We start from the raw sequence: 26375 nt of genomic DNA, 5'->3' as shown, positions 1-26375 counted from the left end.
TGACCCACTGGCTCGATTCCGAATCCGGGAGTACACTCATGGACCTGTTGAAGCCATCTGCGCCCGTGGCCAATTCGTCGAACCGCTGGAAGTCCGGGCCGGGGCGAGGCCCCGCCCGGGGCGTACCCTCCCGGCCATGCAAGGTCCGGGAGGCCCCGAGGCCCCTGACCGAGGAACAGCGTGCCCTGGCCGAGCAATTCCTCCCCCTGGCCCGGAAGCTCGCCAAGCCGCTCAAGGCGATGTTCCAGCACTGGAAGGACGAATTCGAGTCGGCCGCTTGCATGGCCCTCGTCGAGGCCGCTCGTTCTTATGACCCGTCGCGGAACATCCGATTTGCGACCTTCGCCCGCTTCCGGATCCGAGGCGCTCTGGTCGACGTCGGCCGGGCGATGGGACTCTCGGGCTGGGAGACCGACCGCGAGAACGCCCCCAATGTCGTCACGCTGACCCCAGTCAACGAGGAGCATGGCAAGGTCCTGGTGGCCTTCGAGCCGCCGGCCGTCGGATCCGAGATCGACGACGCCGACTCGGTCGAGCATTGGCTCCGCAAGCTCCCCAAGAAGCACGCCGAGGTCTGCCGGCTTTACTATCTCTATGGCAAGACCCAGGCCGAGATCGCCGAGGATCTCCAATGCTCGCAGTCCGAGGTCACCCGGCTGCACAAGAAGGCCCTGGAACTGCTTTCCGACCCCTATGACGCCCTGGGAAAGGCCAACCGGCTGACCTGGCGACGTCGGAGGGCCAGCCGCAAGCGGAATCAGGCCCTCGACCTCCAGCCGATCGAGGCCTGAACGCCCCCTGGGGCGACCCATCGCGCGGCCCGAGAGCCGTCGCGCCCCGTTGTCGACCGCCACTCGATCATCCGTCTCCGCGAGTCAGGAACTTTTGTCAACCATTAAGGAACCGATCATGCTTGTCTTGAAGCGTAAAGAGGGGCAGTGGGTCGAGATCACGCACCGATCTGGCGACATCCTCCGGATCCGGGTCTGCCGGATCGAGCCGGGCCAGCCCGGGCACCTCAATCTGGCATTCGAAGATGACGACCGCCATTTCGAGATCGAACGCCCCGAGCGGCACCGGCGAGTCGATCCGGTCACGCCCGCCGTCTCGGCCTGACGGCGGGCGGGAGATTGCGGATCTCAAGCCCAGAATGACGAGACCGCTGACTTGCAAGGTCCGACGAGCGTCAGGCTCCGCAATCGGGCATCCGAGATGCCCACCGGAGCGTCCTCAGACGACCGCCATCGCCGGGATCCCATTGGCCGAGGGCACGGATGCCTCGGTCTCTCGGGTCAGGGCGATCTCGGTACAGTTGGGGAACAGCGGGCATCGCACGCATTCGTTCCAGATCTTGTGCGGGAGTTCCGCCTTGTCGATCGTTCGAAATCCACAACGCTCGAAGAAGTCAGCCACGTAGGTCAGGGTGAAGACCGTCTTGATCTCCAGCTCGGCGGCCGATTTCCAGCACGCCTCGACCAACCGACGGCCCACCCCAAGGCCCTGCGCCTCCTGGGCGACGGCCAGGCATTTCAGCTCGGCAAGGTCTTCCCAGAAAACATGGAGGGCGGCACACCCGATAACCCGGCCACCGTCGTCGACCGCGACGAAAAATTCTCGGATCGACTCGTAAAGTTCGCCCGGCGACCTCCGGATCATCAGCTTCTTGTCGGCGAACGTGCGGATCAGATCCTGGATAGAAGGCACGTCACCAACCCGAGCGGGGCGGATGTTCAATCGAGGGACCCCCAAACCCCGGGATGACCGGGCGTTCTTGCCTGGACCCCGGCTCACCACCGGGACTTCCGGATGGCTCGGGATCTTGGTCGGAAAATCATTCTAGGGGTCAACCCTGCCGAATCAAGCCCGGTTCTTCACTTCACCAGGGAAGGTTGGTTCGTGCGGGCCGTCGCCGGCGCGACCTTCGATTCGTCGACCAGCCTTCGAGGCAGGACGCGTTCTCGATAAAAGTTTTCCATGTGGCGGTAGTCCGGCCCTCGCGAGACCTCGACCAGCCCGAAATCGCGGTCGATCTCGTCGCTGGCCTGTTCCAGGGACCAGCCGCAATAGAGCATCCGGTAGGCCATCTGGACCATCGAGGCCCTGTTGATCCCGTGATGGCAGTGGAAATAGACCGGCTGGTTCTTTGGATCGGCGACCGCGGCCGCGGCGATCTCGAGTTGATCGGAGATCGCATCACGGTCGTTGGTCCCTCGGATGTCGACGATCGGGACGTGGAGCCAGCGGATCCCCAGCTCGCCGGCCAGGGCTTTCTCCTGGATCGGCAGGTCGTGTTCGGGGGGGTGGGCCAGGGCGACCACGGTCTTGATGTGGTAGTCGCGGACCAGTCGGCGCATCGGCCAGGGCTTCTGCCAGGCCCCTCGGTAGATCCGCCCCGGCTCGACCTGGGCCAACCGGTCGGCGAAGATGTAATCGTGGCCATGCCTCCAGGTCTGCTCCGTTGCGAACACGGCCAGTCCGACCAGGAGGAGCCTGCGGATCCATTTGCGGCGAACGTTCATCGTGTCGGGACTCCATTCCGGGGCCGGGTCGGAAAGACGGGTCGACGGCGACCGGCGAGCGGGCCGGATCGTAGCGATCGTCCGGGTCGGGGGCAAGGCCGGTTGCCTTCGAGGCCATCACACCGGTTAAAATCGGTCGATTGGGGGCTTCGGGTCCAGGGAAGGGGGCAGAAGAGTGGCACTTTGGCGTCGCCAAGGCCGAGAGAATCGGTAAGATGCCGCGACTCTCCGGCGATCCCCCCGCCGATGGATCGACTCGAACCATCGGCCCGAGGGGTGGATGTCGGCCCTCACGAGGTCATGGACGATGACGCCGCGCCGAACGCTCTGGGGATTGATCGTCGCCACCGGCCTGATTCGCCTGGCGTGGGCCGCGAGCCTGGGACCGGGAACCGACGAGGCGTATCACTACCTGTTCACGGTCCACCGCGACTGGAGCTACTTCGACCATCCTCCGATGCTGGCGGTGGTCGAGTCCTTGGGCCTGCTGGTGACGGGCGGGTATCCATCGACGTTCGCGCTCCGGCTGGGCTTCGTCGGGCTCTTCGCCGGCTCTACCTGGCTGATGGCCCGGCTGACCTCGCGGCTGTTCGGCCCCTGGGCGGGCGTCTGCGCCGCGATCGCCCTGAATGTGTCGGCCTATCACACGGCGGCAGCGAGCACATTCGCCCTGCCGGACGGGCCGCTCCTGTTCTTCTGGCTCTTGACCCTGGATCGGCTGGCGATCGCGTTCGAGGAGCCCGACCGGTTGCGGAACTGGGCCGCCATCGGCCTGGCCTGGGGCGGGGCGATGCTCAGCAAATACCACGCGGTCTTCCTGCCCACCGGCGCCTTCCTGTACATCCTGGCCGAGCCCTCGGCCCGGCGAGTCCTCCGGAAGCCCGGCCCGTATCTGGCCATGGCGATCGGCCTGGCGGCCTTCTCGCCGGTGATCGCCTGGAACGCCACGCACGAGTGGGCCTCGTTCGCGTTCCAGGGGGAGCGGGCGATGGCCAGGAATCAGCTCCGGCTCGACACGCTGGTCTCGGCGATCGGGGGGCAGGCGGCTTACCTGTTCCCCTGGATCTGGCTGAGCCTGGTGGTCCTGCTCGCCCGTTACCTGGCGCGGTTCCGCCGGGATGCGTCCCCCGCCGAGCGGTTCCTGATCTGCCAGTCGGTGGCTCCGCTGGCCGCATTCACCGCGGTCGCTTGCCTCCGGCCGGTCCTCCCGCACTGGACCCTGGTCGGCTACCTGTCCCTCTTCCCGCTCCTGGGTCGCGCCTGGGAGGCTCGATACCGGCTCGACCCCTCGAAGATGGGGCGGCGACTGGCTATCGCCGGGGCCGTGCCGCTCTTGATCGCCGTTTTCATGGTCGCCGAGTACAGGACGGGGATGCTCCAGAAGGCCGGGCTGACCGCCAAGGTCGACCCGACGGTCGACATGTACGGCTGGGACCAGGTCGCCGCCGAGTTGGATCGGCGCGGGATGCTGGATGATCCGGGCTCATTCCTGTTCACCCGGAACTGGATCAGTAGCGGCCAGCTGGCCTTTGCGACCCGGGCCAGCGGCGTCCCGGTCCTCTGCTATAACCATAAGGATGCCCGGAGTTTCGCCTTCTGGAGCCGGCCCGAGGACTGGGTGGGCCACGACGGGATCCTCGTCTCCTTCAGCGAGATCGCCTACGAACCCGCCTGCTACGAGCGGTTTTTCGAGAGGATCGAGCCGGCCGGGAGCTTCGAGATCGCACGCGCAGGCGGCCCGATCCGCAAGGTCCGCCTGTTCCGATGCACTCGGCAGCTCGTGGCGTTCCCGTTCCTGCCGGGCGAGCCCGACCCGTCCAGGGCCCGAGTCGCCCTCGACCGGCCCGATGATGACTCGATCCTCCATTGACCGGGGAGTCACCGGTCGGCCCGTCGCTCGTACAAGACTGCCGACCGAGGACCGCCCCCCTTTCCCGGATTGGTTACAATGATCCGGGAAGGGCTCAGGGTCGGCGACCGGCCCGACGAGTCGCCCGGCGAAGGAGTCAGCCACCATGGAACTCGAGACGACCACCTACTCGGACCGGACGACCGGCGGCTCGGCCTCCAAGGTGGTTGGCCTCTATCAGATGTTCCTCCGGCGGAATCTGGAACACTTCTTCCCCGACGCCTCGCTCGACCTGGCCGGCGACCGGAGTTTCATCCAGGTCGACGTGCTGGAGCAGGGAGAACGCTACCGGATCGAGGATGATCCCGATGGGATTGGCCTGGCCATCGAGTGGCTGGGATCGCGTTACCTGCTGATCCCGGGAAGCCCCACCCCCTTCCTGCCCGCCGAGCGTCGCCTGATCGACTCGATCATCCGCGTGCTGGACCACCGTTTCCTCGCGATGTTCGACCCCGAGGCGGTCCAGCGGGCCGAGATGTTCCAGTACGCCCTGGAAGATTTCATCGTGACCGATTTCCTCGCCCCGCCCAACGCCGTCCGAATTCCCACGGCGCTGGAGGCCCTGCGGGTCGCGGCCCTTTCGACCTACGAGAATCGTCGGGTTTCGACCGGGGCTCTCCTGCTCGGGACCGAGAATGACCCTTCCTTGCCGGGCTGGAGCAATACCCAAGGCGCGCCAAAGTACGGCGTCCGCCTGACGGCGATCAAGGGGTTTCATCGACTCTGCGACGGCGTCCGGACCGTCTACGTCGTTGACCATCACGGCGACCTCGGCCGGGCCGTGGATATCTCCCGCTGGGCCAACCTGACCCAGGGGTCGGCCCCTCCCTCAAGTCCTTGCCCGCGAGCCTATTGCGATCACGCGAGGGCGACCCGCGATGGTGGGCACATCTGCCTGGTGCTCACCCCTTCTCAGGAGATCAAGGTCTTCGCGGGGGGCAACCTGGCGTTCTCCTTCAGCGACGCCCGGTGGAGGCTCCTGGACATCCCCACCAAATTCGCGACCTGGTGCAAGGCCGTGGGGACCACCAGTTGCCGGGACCTGGCCGCCCGGATCTTCCAGGCCGCATTGAATCTGGGAGAGGACCGCAAGGGGGCGCTCTTCGTCGTCCTACGAGATCCGGCCGCCTCGATCTCCCAGCTGATCGCACCAACTGACCGGATCGGCGAAGAAGTGGCGATCGACGACCCGGAAGATCCCGACAACCTCTCGCCGAGGCTGGCGAAGCGGTCGCTCCACCATGTCGTGAGGGGCCGAGGACTGACCGAGATCGATCCCTCGGTCCTGGAGGCGCTCGCCGGGATCGACGGCGCGGTGGTGACCGATCGAGACGGGCGACTCCTGACCTTCGGGGCCATCCTCCGGATCGCACCAGAGACCCTCAAGGTGGCCCGGGCCGTCGAAGGGGCCCGGACCCTGGCTGCGCTCGCCGCCTCGCTCCATGGGCCAACCCTCAAGGTCAGCGAGGACGGGTTCCTGACGATGTTCCTCGGCGGCCGACGTGTCTGGGAATTATGAGTCTCGCCGGATCGGGCGAGTTCATCCCGGATACGCCAGCAGGAAGCGACGTCTCCCGTTCACGGAAACAACGAACACCATGTCCCGTAATGGGAACCATGGATCGTCGTTCGTGGGGGACGCACTTCCGCCGGGTCGGGGGATCCTGCTCGTTTTCGAAGGTCGCCGGGCATCGCGTATGCCGTCAGACGCCGGTCCTGGTCGACCGGGTCCGGGCCCGGATAATTCCGTTGTGGACCGGGACGGCGGCCCGGTTGTGCTGCTGAGAAGGCTTGGTCGTCCGTGGGATCTTGACCTCGTCCGTGGTTCCGGTCAGGAAGTCGCGAACGGCCTTCAGTTCCGAGGCATTGATTTCGGGAAGCTTGGTTTGCATGAGGATCGATAATCGGAGGCTGCTGGAAAGGATCGCCCCCAGACACCATGTCTCGGGGGGTCTCGATCGATCTTGGAGGGGAAGAATCGACGCACGAGAGAAAGGCAAATCCTGGGCCAAAAGAATGTGGCGTCAGGCGGAGGTGACTCGGCAGGCCTTAACTTTCGCGGAGGACAATGATAGTATCGTCGATCGGGACGATTTGTCTACCAGGACATTAAAAAACCGACGATATTCACGTAAACGACATAGTCATCCGACAATCATCGCTTCAAGTTCTACCCTCTTGCTGAGCAAGGATGATCCAACGGGTGGGAACCCGGCGGCCTCCTTGCTACCGATCGGCCGAGTTCCTTGACAGATAACTCTTTGCATAGCGCGGCTTACCTGACCGGTCCGACGGCCGTGGGCAAGACGGCGGTGGGCGTCGCCCTGGCGCGTCGGCTCGGTGCCGAGGTGATCGCACTGGACTCGATGACGCTCTATCGAGGGATGGACGTCGGCACGGCCAAGCCGACCGTCGAGGATCGGGGCGGAATTCCCCATCACCTGATCGACGTCCTCGATCCCTGGGAACTCGCCAGCGTCGCCGATTACCGAGATCGGGCGTTGCGGGTCGTGGCCGACCTGAAATCCCGGGGGCTCCGCGCCCTTTTTGTGGGCGGCACCGCGCTCTATCTCAAGGCGATGCTCCGGGGTCTCTTCGACGCCCCCGCCGCCGACCTGGAATTACGCCTGCGCCTGGAGACCGAGGCCGAACGACTGGGCAACCCGGCCCTTCATGCTCGACTGGCCGGGCTCGACCCCCGCACGGCGAGCCGGCTCCATCCCAACGATCGCCGACGGGTGATCCGGGCGCTCGAAGTGATCGAGACGACCGGACGGACCCTCAGCGAGCAGCAGGTCCAGCACGGTCAACACGCGCCGAGCAGCGTGCGAGTCTTCGCGCTGGAACGCCCCCGGGCCGAGTTGAACGAGCGGATCGACCGGCGGGTCGAGGCCATGTTCCAGGGCGGGTTGGTCGAGGAAATTCGCCTCCTCTGGGATGCCCCCCGGCCTCCAGGCCTCATCGCCGCCCAGGCCGTGGGCTACCGAGAGACGCTCGATCTGATCGAAGGGCGGATCGATCGGGCCGGGGCCATCGCCCGGACTCAGTTGCGAACCCGCCAGTTCGCCAAGCGCCAGGCGACCTGGTTCCGAGGTCTGGCCGAGGTCCGAGCCTGGCCGGTCGAGTCCGGAGAAGACCCCGATCGGACCGCCGACCGGCTGGCGGAGCAGATCGACCCTGCGGACTGACCTTTCCCCAATAGACTCGATCTGGTATCAACCCGCCAATTCTTTCGAAGCTCGGGCAGCGTAGCCACGGAGCCGGGTGATCGGATCCGTGAGGCGAGCAGGGGGTCGGCCGAGGTCGTTCCCGTTCCCAAGGAGGGGACCGTTCCCATGATCGGGCGAATCGACTCGACCCAAGGCCGGTGGTGGGCCTCATTCCTGGCGGTCGCGATGCTGGTCGCCGTCGTCGGGGTGTCGACAACCCAGGCGCAGGGTCCCCGGGCGAAGGCCCAGGGAGTCGTGCCCGACCTGGCCGTCCCCCCCGCATTGCCTCCCTCCTCCTCCGGAAGCCTGGAGCCCCCGGCCGACCCCGGCCCTCCTCCGCCCGACCTTGTCGAAGGACCCGCCAAGGTGGACGACCAGGTCGAGCCGGCCCAGGCGGCCGACGACGGGAAGTCCCCCCTGCCCCCGGCCCTGCCCGCCTCGGGCGGTGCCCCGGCGGCCCCGGGAGCGCCCTCGGCGTCGACCGACTCCGACCCCTTCGCGATCCAGCCCGACCGGCTGAGCCCGGGCAGGCAGCGGGTCCAGCTCTCCGTCGACGTCCAGGCCCAGCCGGTGATCAACCTGGGCAAGGAGTCGGTGGTCAAGCTGGTCGTAAAGAACGAGAGCAACACCGATGCCTCGGGCGTCTCGGTCGTCTATCAGCTCCCCAAGGCCCTCCAGCTGGTCAGCAGCACCCCCGAAGCCACGCCGGTCCCGGCTGACAGTGCCCTTTATTGGTGGAAGAAGCCGATGCTGGCCGCCGGGAGCGAATGGGTGATCATCCTCAAGGTGCTCGCCAAGGAGGCTAGCCCCTGCGAGCATGCCGCGACCGTGACCGCCAAGACCGGCTCGAAGGCCAGCGCGACGGTCCAGGAGCCCAAGCTCAAGGTCGAGGCCGTCGCCTCGCCGGGCCGCCAGCTCAAAGGGGGCCAGGTCACCTTCACCATCGCCGTCCGGAACCCCGGGACCGGCCCGGCTCGCGACGTGATCGTCCAGGCCAAGCTCTCCAGCGGGCTCCGGATGGGCCGCGACGACATCGTCGAGCAGACCATCTCCGAGATCAAGCCAGGCCAGCGGATCGAGCTGGAACCCCTGATGGTCGACACCGTCGCCGGGGGCCCTCAAACCTGCACCGTCGAGGCCCGGAGCCCCGACGTCAACACCGTGGTCGAAGACCAGCGGGTCACCCGGAGCATCGAGGTTACCCAGCCCCAGCTGGCCCTCAAGCTGGCCGGGCAGGAGCACCGCTATACCGGCCAGACCATCGAATACAAGCTCTCGGTCACGAACCCGGGCACCTCGCCCGCCAAGATGGTCAAGGTGGCCGCCGCGCTCCCCTCGGCCGGGGGTCGCCTGGTCGCCCTGCCCAGCCGGGCCGAGTTCGACAAGAAGACCCGCAAGCTGTTCTGGGCCCTCGACCAGATCGAGCCTGGCCAGACCGTCGACCTTTCCTTCGTGTACATGACCAGCACTCCCGGCCTCTACCGGGCGACCGCCGAGGCCACCTCGGGCGAGCTTCGGGCCAGCGAGACCCACTCCTCCGACGTCTCGGGGATCGCCGTGCTGGACCTCGTGATCGAGCAGACGGCACGAGTGATCGACGTCGGGAAGACGAGCTATTACGACATCACGATCAAGAATGTCGGCTCCAAGGAAGCCACCCGGCTCCAGCTCAGCGGCAAGCTGACGACCAACCTGAAGGTCCTCCGCCACTTCAACGTCGAGAAGGGGGAGTTCCAGTTCAACACCGAGACCGGCCAGTTCATCTTCCCCGAGATCGACCGCCTGGGCGTCGGCCAGTCGATCACCCTGAGCCTGGAAGTCCAGGCCACCGAGAGCGGCCCGGCCGGCTGTCACGCCTTCCTGGCGCACGCCGAGATGGAGAACGAGGGGGCCAAGGTCGAGGACGTCCTCTCGACCACCGTCACCGGGGGCGGTCGGCCCCGATCCTCGAAGTAAGCGAGAGGCGTGCCCGCGTTCGCCGGGTCCGCCTCGGCTACTCCGCCTACCTCCGCGACTGGGGAAGGGCAACGAGAACTGCGGGCGTTCCTCCCTCCTCATGCCTCGAGCGGGAGAGGCAGAGGCAGAGGGACGGAGCCTGCGCTTCGGCCCTCGGGAGGTCAGGGTCCGAACCGGTCGCGTATGCCTGCTCGACCGAGCTCTGCGATCGCTCGGATTTCTGGGCCTCCGGCCCCTCCTGATCGCTCGGATCTCATCCCCGAGGCACGGTCGAGAACAGGGCCGCGAGCCCCTCGGCCATGGTCGGGTGCGTCAGGACGGCGTCCCTCAGCGTCGTGTAGGGCAGGCCGGCGAGCATCGCGACCTGGGCGACGGCCATGACCTCGCCGGCCTCGGCGCCGAACGCGGTGAAGCCGAGTATGCGATCGCCCTCCTCCTCGATGAGCGCCTTGAAGAAGCCCCGAGTCTCGGACAGCGTCCGGGCTCGTAACACGGCCTCGAGGGGGATCTTGGCCAGGCGGTATCCGACGCCTCGCTCGCGGGCCTCCCGCTCGCTCAGACCGACGCGAGCGAGTTCGGGGTCGGTGAATAGGCAGTACGGGACCTGCCGCCCGGTCGTCACGCGATCGCCTCCGGTGAGGCTGGACAGGACCACGCGGAAGTCATCCTCGCCGATGTGGGTGAAGTACGGGCTGCCGGCGCAGTCGCCGACCGCCCAGACGCCCTCGGCCGTCGTTTGCAGCCGCTCATCCACCCGGATGTGGCCCCGCTCGTCCGTCTCGACTCCGGCCAGTTCCAGTCCGATACCGCCCGTGTTCGGCGTACGGCCCCCGGCGACGAGCAGGTCTGTCCCCTCGACCGCACCACGGCCCGCGTGTATGCGAACGGACTCGCCGGATCGCCCCTCGACGCGATCGACCGCGGTCGCGGTCAGAATCTCCACCCCTTCGTCTCGGAACAGCAACTCGACAGCCTCGGTGACGTCCCGGTCCTCGCGGTGGATCAGCGAGTCGTTCCGTTCGATGACCGTCACGCGGCTGCCGAGGCGGCGGAATGCCTGCGCGAGTTCCAGGCCCACATAGCCGCCGCCCTGGACGATCAGGTGTTCCGGGACGCGGTCCAGCTCCAGCGCCTCGACGTGAGTCAGCGGGCTCGACTCCTTGAGGCCGGGGATGTCATCGATGCGGGCCCGCGACCCGGTGTCGATGATGACAGTCTGGCCTCGGAGCGTCCTGGTCCCGCCATCGTTCAGCGCGACTTCGAGCGTCTTCGGCCCGGCGAAACGCCCGTGGCCCATGACCAGCTCGGCGCCGCTCTCTCGGTATTTCTCGAGATGGAGGTCGATCAGCCCCTCCACCATCCTCCGCTTGCGGTCGCGGACGGCGGTCATGTCGACGTTCCAGTCGCCCAGGGCCATCCCAAACTCAGCGCCGCGGCGGAAGTAGCTGGCCACCCTGGCGGACTGGATGACGTTCTTGCTAGGGAGGCAAGCAATGTTCGGGCAGGAGCCCCCGACATACCGCCGTTCGACGACGGCCGTGCGTTTCCCCCGCGAAGCCAGCGTCCAGGCCAGTAGCTTGCCAGGCGCGCCGCTGCCCAGGACGAGCACGTCGTAGTTCTCCGGATTCGTCATGCTTTCCTCACTGTTCGGGGTGATTTCAACCCAGTCGAGAGGCCTGCGGGTCGACATGGATTCGGCACGACCATCCGGTCGCGAGGGTCGAGGTTCGCCGTAGGGGGCGATCCGTCGCCCTCCTCCTGCCCCGGTCCGCCTCGGACGAGGACGCCCCATCGGCCCGGGCGGTCTCAGGGCTTGTTCAAGACCGCCAACGATCGATCAATCGGGCCGCGAGCGCCGGCAGGTCGGGCGCCACGACGTCCGGCTGGGGCAGCCCCAACACCGACAAGGGGGCATTACCCGGTCGGGTGATCAGGCCGGCCGAGAATCCGACACTCTGGGCCCCGATCGTGTCCCAGACATGGGAGGCGACCATGCAACAGTCCGAAGACATCACGCCCAATTCTTCGGCCACCATGCGATAGACGAGCGGCGACGGCTTGAACACTCGGGCCGCCTCGACGCTGAATTGGCGCTCGAAATGACCGCCCAGCCCGGCATGCTCCAGTGGGCTCTTCCCGGACGGGTCAGGGGGCGAGTTCGTCAGGGTAACCAGCCGGAAGCCCGCCCGCTTCAGGACCATCAGTCCCTCCTCCACATCGGGATGGGCGGGCATGGTGAGCAAGCCCGCCCGCAGTTCCTCCACGTCGGTCGCTTCGACGGAGACCCCGTGGACCGCCCCGACCATCTCGAAGACCCCCCGGGCCAGCGAGGAGAAATCCTCGTACAGGCCGGCCAAAGTGGTCGTCATGGAATACAGGACCAGTTGGGCGAACCACTCGCGCAGGACGCGATGATCCCCGAAAACGCGTTCGAAAAGGGGGCTCAACGCTTCGATGTCGATCAACGTCTCGTTCACGTCGAGGACGACGACCGAAGGCCTCCTGTCCCCCGATCGCGCGGCGGCCCGGATGCTGGGGCGGGGCATGTTGACTCTCCTTCCTGAACAGGTCAATCGAGGACGACCACCAGTTTTCCGGCGGCCTGATTCGACTCCATGACGCGATGCGCCTCGGTGATCTCCTCGAAGCGAAAGACGCGAGAGGGCTTCGCCTCCAACAGCCCCGCCTCGACGTCCTCGGCGATCTTGCGGAGCGGGACGTCGGAGAGCGGGAACCCCGGGGTGCCGAAGACGAAGCTGCCGAAGAAGGTCAGGTAGACGCCGCTCGCCATCTGCAGCAGAGGGTTGAAATCGGCGATCGGTGCCAGGCCTCCCAGCCATCCGGCCAGGCAGGCTCGCCCGCCCCGGCGCAGGATCGCCAGGGAATCGAGGATGGTGCTGTTGCCGACCAGGTCGAGCACGGCATCGACCATCCCGGCTTCGGCAATCCTCCCGGAAAGGCCCGGCCCCTCGGCCTCTCCCCGGGCGGCTCCGAGCGCCTCCAGCATCGGGAACCGATCAAGGCTTCTGGTGGTGGCGATGACCACTGCGCCGGCGTTGACCGCCATCTTGAGGGCCGCCTGGCCGAACGACGAGGTCGCCCCGCGAATGAGGAGCGTCTGCCCCCGGGCGACTTCCAGGTTGCGGAACAGGCAAGTCCAGGCCGTGGCGAAGGTCTCCGGGATCGCGGCCAGGGCCGCCCACGAGAGGCCCGACCCGATGGCCGCCACATTCGAGACCGGCGCGCGGGTGAACTCGGCGTAACTGCCGTTGATCGTCCGACCCAGCCCGCCCATCAGGGCCGCCACCCTGGTCCCGGGTTCGAACTCGCCACCGGGGCAGGACTTGACGACTCCGACGCACTCGATGCCGCTGACGTCGGCGATCTCGGCCCACTCCCCCTTCCGCATGTGCAACTCGGCATGATTGAGGCCGAACGCCTTGACTTCGATCACCGCGTGGCCGTCCTTCGGTTCCGGCTCCGGGATCTCCCGGATGACCAGTTTCTCCGGGCCACCGAACCCCGTCCTGAGAATCGCTCGCATGTGAAGCCCTCCTCCGGCACGCTTCGCTCCCTGGCCCGCACGAAGTAACCATCACTCACAGCCTACGAAGGTTACAAAGATATGCAAGCCCCCGAGGTCAATTTCCAAGTTAGAATGAAATGTCGCCCAGGATCGCGAGAGCCCCGATGACCTCGAACAGACCGCCCCCATTTTTCGTCGGAGAACATCCGGCGCTCGACTTCCTCAACACGACAGCCACGCCTCGGGGGGCCTTGGTCGAGTGGCTGGTCGACGGGAAAGACCTGATCGATTGGCTAGAACTGGCAGGGGCGATCGAACCAGCGGCCGCGGCAAGGTTCAGGGAGTTCGACGGCGATACGCTCTACGAAGTCGCCCGGGACGCGAGGGAATTCCGCCGATGGCTGCGAGGGTTTATTACGGCTCGGATGGGGAAACCACTCCGCGCGACCTCCGAGGAGATTGCCCCGCTGAACGCCCTATTGGCCGGGGATAGCAGCTTCCAACGAGTGGAGGTCGCAGGGCCTGGCTCCGATGACGAATGCCTTTTGCAATTGCGGAAAGTCTACCGATGGGAGGATCCGAAGGAGTTACTTCAACCGATCGCCGAGGCGACGACGGACTTGATCTGCAATCAAGATTTTCGGCTGATCCAGTCGTGCGAGGGGTCGACCTGCTCGCTCCTGTTCATCGCTCGCACGAAGGGCCGCGCCCGGCGTTGGTGCAGCATGGCGATCTGCGGCAACCGGGCCAAGGTGGCGGCGCACCGCGCCAGAAGAGGCGTGGAATGAAGAAGTCGCCAGGCTGGGACCCGTCACTCCCCTCCCGGATGATTGAATCGATCGGCGAAGAGGAGGGGCCGGGACGAGCCGGAGCACGACTCGTCCCGGCATCCCCGGACGGGTGACTGAAGACGCCTGATAGCGGGTCGGACCGGCGACCTAGGGCGGGTGGGTCGACGAACCGCGACCGACTGGCTAGGCTGTGGACTGAAGGCCGACCGGACACGACCACGATGAATATCCGCTCAATCTCGGGCTCGGCGGCGAGCAGACGCACCGAAGTACCTACATCCATGGTGAGCAGGGACATGAAACCGATCTCACGGCGGAGCTTCTTGAGTGGTTCGACCGCGGCCGGCCTGGCGATGGGGATGCCGAGGTTCGCGATCGGCGCCGAGCCTCGGACGTTCGGCCCCAACGACACCGTCAACGTCGCGGTCATCGGGATGGGGTCGACGACCGCCGTCGGGGGCGTCGGAGGGCGCGGCCACCAGCTCATCGGACGGCTCCGCGAGATCCCCGGCGCCAGGATCGTCGCCCTCTGCGACGCCGACCAGGCGCACCTCGACCGGGAGCTTGACGCGGCCGGCAAGCATGGGGAAAAGGTCGCCGAGTATCACGACCCGCGCGAGGTCTTCGACGACAAGAATGTCGACGCGGTGATCGTCGCCCTGCCGAACCACTGGCACGCCCTGGCGACGGTCTGGGCCTGCCAGGCGGGCAAGGACGTCTACGTCGAGAAGCCGTTCTCGTACGACCTCTGGGAAGGTCAGCAGATGGTGGCGGCGGCCCGAAAGTACGGCCGGATGGTCCAGGTCGGCACCCAGAACCGGTCGAGTGGGTTCCTGGGTGACGTGTTCGACCGACTTCGAGGGGGCGAGATCGGGGCGATCCGCTTCGCCCACGCGCTGGTCTACCGGGCTCGCGACGGCATCGGGACCGTGGATTCTCCCACGCCGCCGCCGAGCACCCTGAATTACGATCTCTGGTGTGGCCCGGCCGCCAACAAACCGCTGATGCGCAAGCAGTTGCACTACGAGTGGCACTGGTTCTGGGACACCGGCAACGGCGAGATGGGGAACAACGGGATCCACGTCATCGACATTTGCCGATGGGCCCTGGGTCAGGACCGGACGCCCCCCCGCGCCATGAGCATCGGCGGCCGGTTCGCTTTCCATGACTGCGGCGAGACGGCGAATACCCAGATCGCGCTCCTGGATTTCCGGCCGGCTCCGCTCATCTGCGAGGTGCGAAACGTGAGCGCCGGCAAGGACCCGGCCTTGATGGGCAAGTTCCGGGGTCGGAGCGGCGGCGTCGTGATCGACTGCGAGGGGGGCTACTTCGCGGGCGACGCCTCCGGCGGCGCGATCTTCGATCGCGAGGGGAAGGAGATCAAGGATCTCGGCAAGGGCGACAGCTTCAAGGAGCTGGAGATGGCCCACCTCACCGCTTTCCTCGCCGGCGTCCGGAGCCGGAAGACCGGCGACCTGGCGGCCGAGTCGATCGAGGGACATCGCTCGACGGCCTGCTGCCACATGGCGAACGTGTCGCACAGGCTCGGGAAGCAATCCTCGCCCGAGGCCATCCGGGCCTCGATCACCGGTAACGCCGAGTTGGCCGACGCCTTCGAACGCTGCCGAGGGTATCTGAGCGAGAACGGCGTGGACCTCGAGGCCACCGAGGCCACCTGCGGCCCGTGGGTGACCCTCGACGGGGAGAAGGGCCGCTTCGTCGGCGACTTCGCCGACGCCGCCGAAAGGCTATCGCGTCGCGAATACCGCAAGCCGTTCGTGGTCCCCGACCTCACCGCGGTCTGATCCGGCCGACCCCGATCGCCGAACTTTTCCGCCACGGTTGGCTCTCGGCCCGGTCTGTCGTACCATCGACCGACCGGAGACCGACTCAACCGAAGGGCGGAGGCCCCGCGCGATGCTTCACCGACGATCGACCCTCCTCGCGACCGTCCTGCTTCTCCTGTCGGGCCTGGCCCCCGGCGACGAGCCCAAATTCAGGCCCCAGGGCCCGGCCAACCGGCTCGCGAAGGAGACCAGCCCCTACCTGCTCCTCCATGCCCACAACCCGGTCGACTGGTATCCCTGGGGTCCCGAGGCGTTCGCCAGGGCCAAGGCCGAGAACAAGCCGATCTTCCTCTCGATCGGCTATTCGTCCTGCTACTGGTGCCACGTCATGGAGCGAGAGAGCTTCACCGACCCCGCCATCGCTAAGCTGATCAACGCGAGGTTCGTCGCGATCAAGGTCGATCGCGAGGAGCGGCCCGACGTCGACCAGGTCTACATGACCGCCGTCCAGGCGTTCAGCGGCTCCGGCGGCTGGCCGATGTCGGTCTTCATGACGCCCGACGGCCGCCCCTTCTTCGGCGGGACCTACTTCCGGCCCGCCGACTTCTCGGGCCTGCTCAACGCCGTCTCCGAAGCCTGGCGCGACCACCGACCGGCGATCGAGAAAGACGCCGACAACCTGGCCGGAGTCGTCCGCCGGGCCTCCGCCGGACCTTCCAAGGTCGGCCGAGTCCCCCTCTCGCGCGACCTGGCCCAGGGTGGGATCGAGGCCCTCCGGGATCAGTTCGACCCGGAATTCGGCGGCTTCGGATTCGATCCCGCCCGTCCCAAGCGTCCCAAGTTCCCCGAGCCGGCCAATCTCCTCTACCTCCTCGACCAGCACCGACGCCAGAAGGCCGATCAGGAAGCCGACCCCGAGACCGGCCCGCTGGCCATGGCCCTCACCACCTTCGACGCGATGGCCCGAGGAGGGATCCGCGACCACCTGGCCGGCGGCTATCACCGATACAGCACGGTCCGCGACTGGAGCGTCCCCCACTTCGAGAAGATGCTCTACGACAATGCCCAGCTCGCCGAGGCCCACGTCCTGGCCTTCGAAGCGACCGGCGACCCCCGCTGGAAGACCGAGGCCGAGGCGACCTTCGCCTTCGTCGAGCGGACCCTGACATCGCCCGAAGGCCTCTTCTACTCCAGCCTCGACGCCGAGAGCGAAGGCGAGGAAGGCAAGTCCTACGTCTGGACCCCCGAGGAGGTCGAGAAGATCCTCGGACCCGAATTCCCCCGATTCGCCCACGCCTACGGGTTGGACGCCAGGCCGAACTTCGAAGATGACCGCTACGTCCTCGTCGAGCCGAAGGCCGTCGCCGACCGGGCCATCGAGGCCGAACTCGCCCCCGCCCGGGCCAAGCTCCTGGCCGTACGCGACAAACGGCCCGCACCGCTGCTCGACGACAAGGTCCTCACGTCCTGGAATGCCTTGATGATCGGGGCTTACGCCGAGGGATATCGCGTCCTCAAGGACAAACGCTACAAGCAGGCCGCCGAGAAGGCGTCCGCCGCGCTCCTGAACCTGATGACGGCCCCCGATGGACGGCTCCTGAGGACCGCGAGAGAAGGCCAGGCCAAGCTCCCGGCCTACCTCGAAGATTACGCCTTCCTCGCCCACGCCCTGCTCCGGCTCCACAAGGCGACCGGAGAGCCCAAGCCCCTCGATCAGGCCCGGACGCTGGTCGACCGGATGATCGCCGACTTCGCCGATCCCGAGGACGGGGGGTTCTTCTACACCGCCAGCGACCACGAGGCGCTCCTGGCCCGGGTCAAGGACCCGTTCGACAACGCCATCCCGGGGGCGAACAGCCTGGCCGTCCGGTCCCTGGTCGAGCTGGGCGTCGCGACCGGCGAGGCCCGCTATCTCGACGAGGCCGGTCGAGCCCTGGGGGCCTTCGCCCCATCCCTGGCCACCCGGCCGGGGGGCTCCCCCTTGATGCTCCTGGCGCTCGAAGAATACCTCGACGCCCGCCCGCCGAAGCCCGAGGACGAGACCTCGGCGCCCCTCCCCGGGGCCCCCGGAGTCGTCACCGCCAGGGCATCGGAGCCCAAGCCCGCCACGATCGAGCCCGGCGGCGAGTTCGAGGTCGCCCTGGCCCTGACCATCCAGGAGGGTTTCCACCTGTACGCCAACCCCGCCGGGTCCGAAGACGTGATCCCCACGAGCCTCTCCCTGGGAGCCGGCCCCAAGGCGGATCTGATCGAAATCGACTACCCCGACGGGGAGGCCAAGGCCCTCGCCGCCAACGGTTCGGCAAAGGTGAACGTCTACGAGAAAGCCACCCGCATCACCGCCCGAGTCCGACTGGCCCCCGACGCGAAGCCCGGCCCTGCAACGCTCGTCCTCCGAGTCCGATACCAGGCCTGTACCGACCGCGCCTGCCTGGCCCCGGCCGCACTCGAAGTGCCGGTGAACTTCGAGGTGAAGGGACGATAACCAGATAAGATCTCAGGTTTACGGCACGGGCGGGATGTCCCAGACCTTGATGTCATTCCCCATGGTGGAAACCAGGGTGCCACCGTCCGGGGTGAACGCGACGGCATTGGATTGGCCTTCTCCGCCCTCGCCGGTGCCGAGTCGGCGACCGGTCTCGGTGTCCCAGAGGACGACGGCCGACCTCATCTTGAGCGGGTCGAAGGAGGCCGTGCCCATCCGTCGGCCGTCGGGGGAGAAGGCGACGGAATGAAAACTCAGGACCTCATCGCCTCCGATCGTCCGGAGGCGACGGCCCGTCCCGGGCTCCCAGAATTCGGGGCCTCGGGCGGAGCTGACGGTCACCAGGTTCGATCCGTCGGGGGTGTAGGTGACGCAGGTCACCGGCGACGGGTCGCCTTCGGGCGTCAGGGTCCGCTCGGCTCGGCCGGTCGACACGTCCCAGAGGCGGACGCTATGCTCCGAGTCCCCCGACGCCAGTTGCTGGCCGTCGGGCGAGAACGCCATCCGGAGGATCACCCCGGTGTGCCCTCGGAGGGTCCGGAGCACCTTCCCCGTCTTGAGGTTCCAGAGGAGGATTTGCTTCGAATTGAATCCGCCCGCCGCAATCTTGCCGTCGGGGGATACGGCCACGCTCATCGCGTTGGTCTGCGGGGGTCCGGGGAGGGCCGAGGTCCGCCGGCCCGTCTTGAGATCGAAGACCGAGAGCCCGTTGTCGACAGGGACGATGATCGACTTGCCGTCCGGCGTGATGGCCAGCGACCAGACCGATTGCTTGATCGGGATCACGCCTCGGGTCTTCCCCCCGTCCGCGAGATCCCAGACGATCAGCGTCTCGGCGCCCGCCTGAGCATCGCCCGAGCTGAAATTCGGGGCGCTGCCGGAGACGACCTTGCGTCCGTCGGGCGAGACGGCCACGCAATAAGCCAGCGCGGGGTGGCCGGTGAAGGTGGCCCGTTCCTTGAGGGCCACGTCAGGGGCGGCCTCGGCCGGGACTGAGACGGGATCGGTCGGGGCAGGCTGAGCCGCCGTGCTCGGACCGGCCGGGGCCGATCGACTGGGAGGGAAGCCGGGCAGCGCCACGAACTTGATCCAGGTCGTGCGTTCACGCCCCCAGACCGGGCGACCATCCCACCCGGGAACCCGGGCCTTCATCTCGCCGTCGCCACCCGACCACGGGTTCGCCGGTGCCAACGCGGACTGGCCCGCGAGGTAGCGAGGATGGGCGATGAAGGCGGGAACCTGACCCGGATCGTCGCAGTACGCCCAGCGAGGATCGCCCGGGTTGGTCGCGAAGCCGATCTTCGGCTCCTCGTCGTTCACACCCGCGGCGCCGAAGTAGCAAGCCCCATCCCAGCGGAGCCGGTTGTTCGCGACGTTGAAGACCAGCCAGTCCCCCTCGTGGACCTCGACCTCGATCTTCTCGGCGGTCGCCCCGAAATTCTCGCCGACCATCGCCCGCTTGTCCTCGGGGACGCGTCGGCCATTGTGCCAGACGTCGACGATGAAATCGTCGGCCGCCGTGATGATCCGCCGAGCGATCAGCTTCCCATGGCCAGCCGGGGCCCCCTGGGCCGGAGGGAACGCCAGTTCCCATCCGGACTTCTCGACGTACCCGTTGCCGTCGCCGTCGACCTCCGCGAATCGAGCCCTGATCGATTCGGGGACCTCGTCCGCGTTGAGGCGGCCGTCACCGTTCCGGTCCTGCCCCTCGAAAGTTCCGTCCGCCGGGGCCACGACGGGTTTCCCGGGGAAGTTCGGGGTTGGGTTTGGGGCCGGACCGTTCGCGACCGGGGCCCCTCCCTTCGCCAGTTCGAGTTGAGCCTTCGATGCCGCATCCTGGAGCGCCCGTCCTGTCAACAATGTCATCACGAGTGCCACGGCCACCGCGAGCCCATTGGTCCCCAGTCCGGCGAAGGCCCAGACCTTCCCGCTCCGACGATTTCCCGAGGCCAGGACCAATCCGACCGCGCCGAGCACCAGGCCGAGACCGCCGAGCGGCCAGGTCAGCAAACCAATGAGCGGTACCCAGGAGATCAGCAGGGCCAGACAACCAAGGACAAGCGAGGCAACGCCCAGAGCGCCGGTGGCCCGCGAGCCCGAGGCCGCGTCAGCCCGACCATCACGCACGACATCGTCCGCGGTCGCGACCACGCGACTTGCCGGCGAGGGTGCGGCGGCGGCCTGCCCACCCGGCACGAGTATCTCTCGATCGCACGCCGGGCACTTCCCCTTCCGGCCCGCGGCCTGATCGGGAACCTTGACACGCCGCCCGCAGCCTTCGCACGTCAACACGATCGCCATCGATCACCTCGGACAACATCCACGGCGGTTCATTCGCCGAGCTGAACTCTCGGACATTCGACTCTACCCCGCCTCTTCTCTCCTGAATAGGCGAGGCAATCGCCAACCCTTGCGAGGTGTCGAGGTCGAATCCCCGAAGTCACGCCATCCGTCGATCCGCCCGCCGAGAAGAGGCTCGCTCGCGATTCGCAAGGACTCGCGACATTGTTGCGTTAATCGCAGAAGCATGATTACAATATGAAAATCTCCGGAAATTCTCGATTCGTCCCGCAAGCCGCATCGGGCCGGAGGCGTCCGAGAAGTGGCATCGGACCTCTTCCAGCGGAGTCGATCTCGATGAAATCGGCATGGATCATCCTCTTATGCGCCTCGGTCGCCGCCCTTTCTCTCGGGGGCGTCCGGGCGGCGCAGCAGCCCAAGGACCAGCCCGACGCCCGCGAGGCCGCCGAGCAGCAGCGGAAAGCCCTCTCGGCCGCGATGGCGAAGAAGCTGCGATATGCGCATCAACTGCTGACCTCTTTGGCCATCGAGGACTTCGCCAAGATGACGATCGACGCCGGCGAGCTGAAGCGCCTCGGAGAGACCACACTCATGAAGATCTCGCCCGATCTGGAGTACATCAAGTACTCCACCGAATTCAGCTCGATCGCCGAGGAACTGGGTCGCCGCGCCAAGGAGCACGACCTCAACGGCGCGACCTCGTCCTATATCCGACTCACCATGAACTGTGTCGAATGCCACAAATACTCGCGAGACAAGAGCATCTTCGGGCGGAATAGATAAGCCTCCCGTCCCGATTCCTCCCCACCGATCAGGTACCGGAAACCTGGCAGTCGATCGGACGACCGCTCGACGCCTCAGGAGTTGCGGTCGTAGAGATACTGGAGGCCGTTCCGGAGGTGGAGCGTCATCGCCCCGGCGGCGGCGGTCGAGTCTCCGGCGAGGATCGCATCGGTGATCGCCTGGTGCTCGGCCAGGGAGCCGGCCATCCGTCGAGGGTGGCGGGATGAGATGTGGTGGATCACGCCGTGGGCTCGCTCGCGGATCTGGCCCATCACCCGCTCGATCTCCCGGTTGCCGAGGAACTCGCAGAGCAGGAGGTGGAATTCGGCGTCGAGCCGGACGTTGCCCGCGACATCCCCCTCCCGGACCGCTCGGCGGTTCTCGAGGAGATTCCGCTCCAGCCGACCGATCTGATCGCCGGTCAATCGCCCGGCGAGCTTGGCCACGACGAACGGTTCGAGGGCCTCGCGGATCTCGAAGTGGTCCCCCATGTCCTGCGGCGAGACCTCGCGGACCACGATCCCCTGCTGGGCCGCGACCGAGACCAGGCCCTCCGACTCCAGCCGCTCCAGGGCGGCATGGACCGGCGTCTTGCTCATCTTCAATTCGCCGGCGAGCTGACGCTCGGAGAGCAACTTGCCGGGCGAGAGCTGGCCTTCGAGGATCCGCCGCTTCAATTCGGAGTAAGCCCGCTCCTTGAGCGAGGCCGAGGCTCGCCCGTTGGAGGAGGAAGGCGCGTCCATCGTCGAGACCGGGGCGTCGTTCGCCATGACGGGAAACTCACCCATTGAATCAGCCGGAAAACTTCGATACGCTGGCACGATCTTACTGGTATACCAGCTGCATGTCAAACCGCCTGTCTCTTCGAGGCGACTTCATGGCGACCGATCGAACGGCTTCGGGATGGGTCGGGATGGCCTGGGTCCTGACCTTGTGGGTGGCCGCCTGGGGGCCGGCGATGGCGGACGAGCCTCGCTCGGAATTCTTCCGGGGGATCAACCTCAATGGGCCTCCGGTCGTCATCGACGGCCGGACCTGGGACGGCGGTGACGCCCCGGACCTGACGATCTCCGCCCAGGCCTTCGATAATCAGGACGTCCCGCTCGACCCGCCGACCGACCCCGACCGGGCCTTGATGATCCGGTCGAGCCGTTGGGGAGGGGCTGTCTCCCTGAAATTCGAGAACGTGCCGGACGGGGCTTATCGAGTCTTCCTGTACGTCTGGGAGGACAATGACCCGGAGACCTACAGCGTCGAGCTGGACGACCGCGAGGTCCTCCACAACTTCTCCAGCGGTCGGGCGGGAAGCTGGAAGCGGTTGGGGCCCTGGCCCGTCGAGGTCAAATCGGGGACGATCGAACTGACCACTCGCGGGGGCGCGGCGAACCTCTCGGGCGTCGAGATCTGGAGAGAGGGGGGATCGGCCCCCGAGCCGGGACCGTCCCGACCTCGCGACCCGATCGCCATCAAGACATTCGATGAGAAGGTTGCGCCGATCCTGGCCCGGCATTGTTTGGAGTGCCACGGGGGGTCGATCCGCAAGGCGGGCCTGAGCCTCTCGACCGAGGCGACCGCCCTGACGGGGGGAGACGGTGGCGCCCCCATCGAGCCGGGCAAGCCCGAGGAGAGCCTGCTCTGGGAGCAGATCGATTCGGGCGAGATGCCCAAGGGCCGCCCGAAGCTGACCGACGCCGAGAAGCAGATCATCAAAGGATGGATCGCCGACGGGGCGCGCTGGGGGAGCCCCGAGATCGACCCCTTCGTCGCGACCAATGACCGACGTGCCGGCTACGACTGGTGGTCGTTGCAGCCGGTCCGGCATCCCTCGACGCCCCCGGTGAAGGCCGACGGCTGGCCGAGGAACGACGTCGACCGCTTCGTGCTCGCGAAGCTCGAAGCGAAGGGGCTCGACCCGGCCCCCGAGGCCGACCGGCGGACCCTGATCCGGCGCCTCTCCTTCGACCTGACCGGCCTGCCGCCCGAGCCCGAGGAGGTCGACCGGTTCGTCCAGGATGAGAATCCCCTGGCCTACGAAAAGCTCGTCGACCATCTCCTCGACTCGCCCCACTACGGCGAACGATGGGCACGCCACTGGCTCGACGTGATCCGCTTCGGCGAGAGCCAGGGTTTCGAACGCAACCGGATCCGCGAAAATGCCTGGCGCTATCGCGACTGGGTGATCGATGCCCTCAACCGCGACCTGCCCTACGACGAGTTCGTCCGACTCCAGATCGCCGGGGATGTGCTGCACCCCGGCGACCTCGACGCCCTGATCGCCACCGGCTACCACGTGGCCGGGACCTGGGATCAGGTCGCGCACAACGAGGGTTCGGAGCCGATGAAGCGGGCCTCGCGATGGGACGAGATCGAGGATCTGGTCGGGGCGCTCGGCCAGACCTATCTCGGTCTCACGATCCAGTGCGCCCGCTGCCACGACCACAAATTCGACCCGATCACCCAGAAGGAGTATTACCAGGTCGCCGCGCTCCTGGGCGGGGTGAACCAGGAGGAGGGGGAGCGGAAGGGCATCGACCTCAAGCCGAAGGAGGGCCGGCCCGAATTCTCCGGGTCCGCGCACGTCATCATCCCCCGCCAGCCGCCAACGTTCGCCTTGCTGGATCGGGGAGATTACCGGAAGCCCCTGGGGGTGGTCGCTCCCTCGGCCCTGAAGTCGATCCCTGGCCTTCCGGGTGACTTCGGACTCAAGCCCAACGCGCCGGAGGCCGACCGACGAGCGGCGCTGGCCCGATGGCTCAGCGACCCCCGGAACCCCCTGCCCCCTCGGGTGATGGCGAATCGGGTCTGGTATTACCATTTTGGACGGGGACTGGTCGAGACGCCCAGTGACTTCGGCTACAACGGAGGGCTCCCCAGCCATCCCGAGCTGCTGGATTACCTCGCCTCGCGGTTCGTCGATGGGGGCTGGAAGCTCAAGGATCTGCATCGATTGCTCGTCAACTCGGCCACCTACCGCCAGGCTTCGCGGGTGAGCAACGAGGCGGCCGAGAAGGTCGACGCCGAAGCTCGGCTGCTCTGGAGGGCCGCCCGTCGCCGACTGGAAGGCGAGGCCCTGCGCGACGCCGCCTTGATGGTCGCCGGTGCCCTGAACCGCCGGATGGGAGGGCCGAGCTATCGCGACATGAAGGTCGACCTGGGGAACAATCATACGTTCACCGACCCGACCGGCGAGTTCTCCGAGGCGACGAACCGGCGGACGATCTACCGGCTCTGGGCGAGGTCGGGAAATCATCCGATGCTCGAATCGCTCGACTGCCCCGATCCCTCGGTGCTCGCACCTCGGCGGAACAGCACGATCACGCCGGTCCAGTCGCTCTCGATGATGAACGACTCGTTCATGGAGAAGTGCGCCGGACGATTCGCCGAGCGGGTCCGCCACGAGGCGGGCGACGATCCCGACCGCCAGATCGAACGTGCCTGGCGTCTGGCCTTCTCCCGGTCGCCGAAGGCGAGCGAGCAGGCGGCGGCCCGGTCATTCGTCGCGAAGCTCGGGCTGGATCATTTCTGCCTGGTCCTGTTCAACACCAATGAGTTCTTGTTCCTGGATTGAAACAACGATCCCGATTCGGGGAGATTCCGCGATGAGTCGAGATGCCGAGCGAAGGCCAATCCAGGCGACACGCCGGGACTTCCTGCGCGACGCGGTGTTCGGCGTCCATGCGATCGCCGCGGCCGACCTCCTTCTCCGCGACGGGCAGCTCCGGGCGGCGGAGGTCGCCGGGCGTTCGGCCTTGCATCACGCCCCCAGGGCCAGGCAGGTCATCCACATCTTCCTCGGCGGCGGGCTCAGCCAGGTCGACTCGTTCGACTACAAGCCCGAGCTGGAGAAGTCCCACGGCAAGGGCCTGCCCCAGGGCCAGGGGAAGCTCGACGTCTTCAACGGCAAGGTTGGGCTGCTCCACAAGTCGCATTACGAGTTCAAGCAGCGGGGCCAGAGCGGACTCTGGGTCTCCGAGCTATTCCCCGAGATCGCCGGGGTGGCCGACGAGCTGACCGTGATCCGCTCAATGGTGGCCGAGACGGCCAACCACATCCCGGGGATCTTCCAGGCCAACACCGGATTCCGCCAGATGGGCTTCCCTTCGATGGGGGCCTGGCTCTCCTACGGATTGGGGACCGAGAACGATAGCCTGCCGAGCTTCGTCGTCCTGCCCGATGCCCGGGGCATCCCCAACGCCGCCGGTGGTGCCTTCAACTGGACCAGCGGGTTCCTCCCCGCGCAGCACCAGGGGGTCTCCTTCAACACCCGGGGCGGGGCCCCGATCCTCGACCTCCAGCCCGCCGGGGGTGCCGGGCCCGAGGTCCAGCACGCCCGGTTGGAGCTGCTCAAGGAACTCGACGCGATCCACCTGGAGGAGGAGTCGCAGACCGACCCCCTGATTGCGCGCATCCGGAGCTACGAGCTGGCCGCGAGGATGCAGGCCGCCATCCCCGAGGCGACCGACTTCTCGAACGAGCCCGACCACATCAAGGACCTCTACGGCCTCGACCGCGAGAACTGCCGGGACACCGCCCGGAACTGCCTGACCGCTCGACGCCTGATCGAGCGAGGGGTCCGGATGGTCCAGCTCTGGACCGGCGACGGCGTCTCCTGGGACGCCCACGACGACATCACCGGGACCGGCTACAAGAGCCACACCGGCGAGGCCCTCCGCGTCGACCGCCCGATCGCCGGCCTGATCCGCGACCTGAAGCAAAGGGGCCTGCTCGAATCGACCGTGGTCATGATCACGACCGAATTCGGCCGGACTCCCTTCGCCCAGGCCGATAGCGGCAAGATCAATCGGGGCCGCGACCACCATCCCCAGGGGTTCACCAATCTTTTGATCGGTGCCGGCCTGAAGCGAGGCTTCGCCCACGGCGAGACCGACGAGATCGGCTACGCCTCGGTCGTCGATCCGGTCACGACCTACGACCTCCACGCGACCGTCCTACATCTTCTGGGGATCGACCACGAACGGCTGACCTTCTACCATAACGGCATCCAGCGCCGACTGACGAACGTCCATGGGCATGTGGTCGAGAACATCCTGGCCTGAGCCCGGGCGCGACGGAGGCCGGGACTGCCGACGGGCGGAGGTCCCGGCCTCA

Annotated in this window: 20 protein-coding genes; 12 read left to right on the top strand and 8 right to left on the bottom strand. The window is 67.0% G+C overall.

What is annotated here, in order from left to right:
• Nucleotides 1–38 precede the first annotated feature (38 nt).
• Both P12x_RS02965 and P12x_RS02960 read left to right on the top strand, forming a co-directional pair.
• Complete coding sequence (locus P12x_RS02965) at nt 39–791, top strand: sigma-70 family RNA polymerase sigma factor (protein WP_435009341.1); 753 nt, start codon at nt 39–41, stop codon at nt 789–791.
• Nucleotides 792–909: 118 nt separating this feature from the next.
• Nucleotides 910–1116 (top strand): hypothetical protein, encoded by a 207-nt coding sequence (locus tag P12x_RS02960; RefSeq protein WP_435009340.1) that lies wholly within the window; start codon nt 910–912, stop codon nt 1114–1116.
• Between the two features lie 114 nt (nt 1117–1230).
• On the opposite strand, the gene P12x_RS02955 is transcribed toward P12x_RS02960, so the two are convergent.
• Entirely contained in the window at nt 1231–1791 is a 561-nt protein-coding gene (locus P12x_RS02955) for an N-acetyltransferase (RefSeq protein WP_435009339.1), read from the bottom strand.
• Between the two features lie 80 nt (nt 1792–1871).
• The gene (locus tag P12x_RS02950; RefSeq protein ID WP_435009338.1) at nt 1872–2519 is read right to left on the bottom strand and encodes a protein-tyrosine phosphatase family protein; all 648 of its coding nucleotides are present in this window, start codon (nt 2517–2519) and stop codon (nt 1872–1874) included.
• A 307-nt stretch (nt 2520–2826) separates the two neighbouring features.
• Between P12x_RS02950 and P12x_RS02945 the strand changes: the two genes are divergently transcribed.
• Both P12x_RS02945 and P12x_RS02940 read left to right on the top strand, forming a co-directional pair.
• Complete coding sequence (locus tag P12x_RS02945) at nt 2827–4389, top strand: ArnT family glycosyltransferase (protein ID WP_435009337.1); 1563 nt, start codon at nt 2827–2829, stop codon at nt 4387–4389.
• Nucleotides 4390–4534: 145 nt separating this feature from the next.
• Entirely contained in the window at nt 4535–5947 is a 1413-nt protein-coding gene (locus P12x_RS02940; RefSeq protein WP_435009336.1) for a hypothetical protein, read from the top strand.
• Nucleotides 5948–6131: 184 nt separating this feature from the next.
• Here P12x_RS02940 and P12x_RS02935 read toward each other — a convergent pair whose 3' ends face one another.
• Nucleotides 6132–6320, bottom strand: coding sequence for a hypothetical protein (locus P12x_RS02935; protein WP_435009335.1), 189 nt, complete (start codon nt 6318–6320; stop codon nt 6132–6134).
• Nucleotides 6321–6674: 354 nt separating this feature from the next.
• Here P12x_RS02935 and miaA point away from each other — a divergent pair, with 354 nt between their 5' ends.
• A complete protein-coding gene (gene miaA / locus P12x_RS02930; RefSeq protein ID WP_435009334.1) occupies nt 6675–7616 on the top strand; it encodes a tRNA (adenosine(37)-N6)-dimethylallyltransferase MiaA in 942 nt (313 codons plus the stop codon).
• Between the two features lie 147 nt (nt 7617–7763).
• Nucleotides 7764–9593, top strand: coding sequence for a hypothetical protein (locus P12x_RS02925; protein ID WP_435009333.1), 1830 nt, complete (start codon nt 7764–7766; stop codon nt 9591–9593).
• A 253-nt stretch (nt 9594–9846) separates the two neighbouring features.
• Here the strand turns inward: P12x_RS02925 and P12x_RS02920 are convergent, their stop codons facing one another.
• The 3 genes from P12x_RS02920 to P12x_RS02910 all read right to left on the bottom strand — a co-directional run bounded on the left by P12x_RS02920 (nt 9847) and on the right by P12x_RS02910 (nt 13137).
• Nucleotides 9847–11226: a dihydrolipoyl dehydrogenase family protein gene (locus tag P12x_RS02920; RefSeq protein WP_435009332.1), complete on the bottom strand. Its 1380-nt coding sequence runs from the start codon at nt 11224–11226 to the stop codon at nt 9847–9849.
• 184 nt (nt 11227–11410) lie between these two features.
• Complete coding sequence (locus P12x_RS02915; protein WP_435009331.1) at nt 11411–12139, bottom strand: haloacid dehalogenase type II; 729 nt, start codon at nt 12137–12139, stop codon at nt 11411–11413.
• Nucleotides 12140–12162: 23 nt separating this feature from the next.
• Nucleotides 12163–13137 carry a zinc-binding alcohol dehydrogenase family protein gene (locus P12x_RS02910; protein ID WP_435009330.1) on the bottom strand — a complete coding sequence of 325 codons (975 nt, stop codon included), beginning with the start codon at nt 13135–13137 and terminating at the stop codon, nt 12163–12165.
• Nucleotides 13138–13283: 146 nt separating this feature from the next.
• Here P12x_RS02910 and P12x_RS02905 point away from each other — a divergent pair, with 146 nt between their 5' ends.
• The 3 genes from P12x_RS02905 to P12x_RS02895 all read left to right on the top strand — a co-directional run bounded on the left by P12x_RS02905 (nt 13284) and on the right by P12x_RS02895 (nt 18182).
• The gene (locus P12x_RS02905) at nt 13284–13907 is read left to right on the top strand and encodes a CGNR zinc finger domain-containing protein (RefSeq protein WP_435009329.1); all 624 of its coding nucleotides are present in this window, start codon (nt 13284–13286) and stop codon (nt 13905–13907) included.
• 299 nt (nt 13908–14206) lie between these two features.
• Complete coding sequence (locus P12x_RS02900) at nt 14207–15715, top strand: Gfo/Idh/MocA family protein (protein ID WP_435009328.1); 1509 nt, start codon at nt 14207–14209, stop codon at nt 15713–15715.
• 112 nt (nt 15716–15827) lie between these two features.
• On the top strand, nt 15828–18182 hold the full coding sequence (locus tag P12x_RS02895) for a DUF255 domain-containing protein (protein WP_435009327.1): 2355 nt from the start codon (nt 15828–15830) through the stop codon (nt 18180–18182).
• An 18-nt stretch (nt 18183–18200) separates the two neighbouring features.
• Here P12x_RS02895 and P12x_RS02890 read toward each other — a convergent pair whose 3' ends face one another.
• Nucleotides 18201–20483 carry a hypothetical protein gene (locus P12x_RS02890; protein ID WP_435009326.1) on the bottom strand — a complete coding sequence of 761 codons (2283 nt, stop codon included), beginning with the start codon at nt 20481–20483 and terminating at the stop codon, nt 18201–18203.
• Between the two features lie 336 nt (nt 20484–20819).
• Between P12x_RS02890 and P12x_RS02885 the strand changes: the two genes are divergently transcribed.
• Complete coding sequence (locus tag P12x_RS02885; protein ID WP_435009325.1) at nt 20820–21266, top strand: hypothetical protein; 447 nt, start codon at nt 20820–20822, stop codon at nt 21264–21266.
• Between the two features lie 74 nt (nt 21267–21340).
• On the opposite strand, the gene P12x_RS02880 is transcribed toward P12x_RS02885, so the two are convergent.
• A complete protein-coding gene (locus tag P12x_RS02880) occupies nt 21341–22036 on the bottom strand; it encodes a GntR family transcriptional regulator (protein ID WP_435009324.1) in 696 nt (231 codons plus the stop codon).
• A gap of 107 nt (nt 22037–22143) precedes the next feature.
• On the opposite strand from P12x_RS02880, the gene P12x_RS02875 reads away from it, so the two are divergent.
• Together P12x_RS02875 and P12x_RS02870 are read left to right on the top strand one after the other, a co-directional pair.
• Nucleotides 22144–24834 (top strand): PSD1 and planctomycete cytochrome C domain-containing protein, encoded by a 2691-nt coding sequence (locus tag P12x_RS02875; RefSeq protein WP_435009323.1) that lies wholly within the window; start codon nt 22144–22146, stop codon nt 24832–24834.
• A gap of 31 nt (nt 24835–24865) precedes the next feature.
• On the top strand, nt 24866–26323 hold the full coding sequence (locus P12x_RS02870) for a DUF1501 domain-containing protein (RefSeq protein WP_435009322.1): 1458 nt from the start codon (nt 24866–24868) through the stop codon (nt 26321–26323).
• Nucleotides 26324–26375: the final 52 nt, after the last annotated feature.

The sequence above is a fragment of the Tundrisphaera lichenicola genome (assembly GCF_051175385.1).
GTDB lineage: Bacteria > Planctomycetota > Planctomycetia > Isosphaerales > Isosphaeraceae > Tundrisphaera > Tundrisphaera lichenicola.
This window is presented reverse-complemented; position numbering and strand designations above follow the sequence as displayed.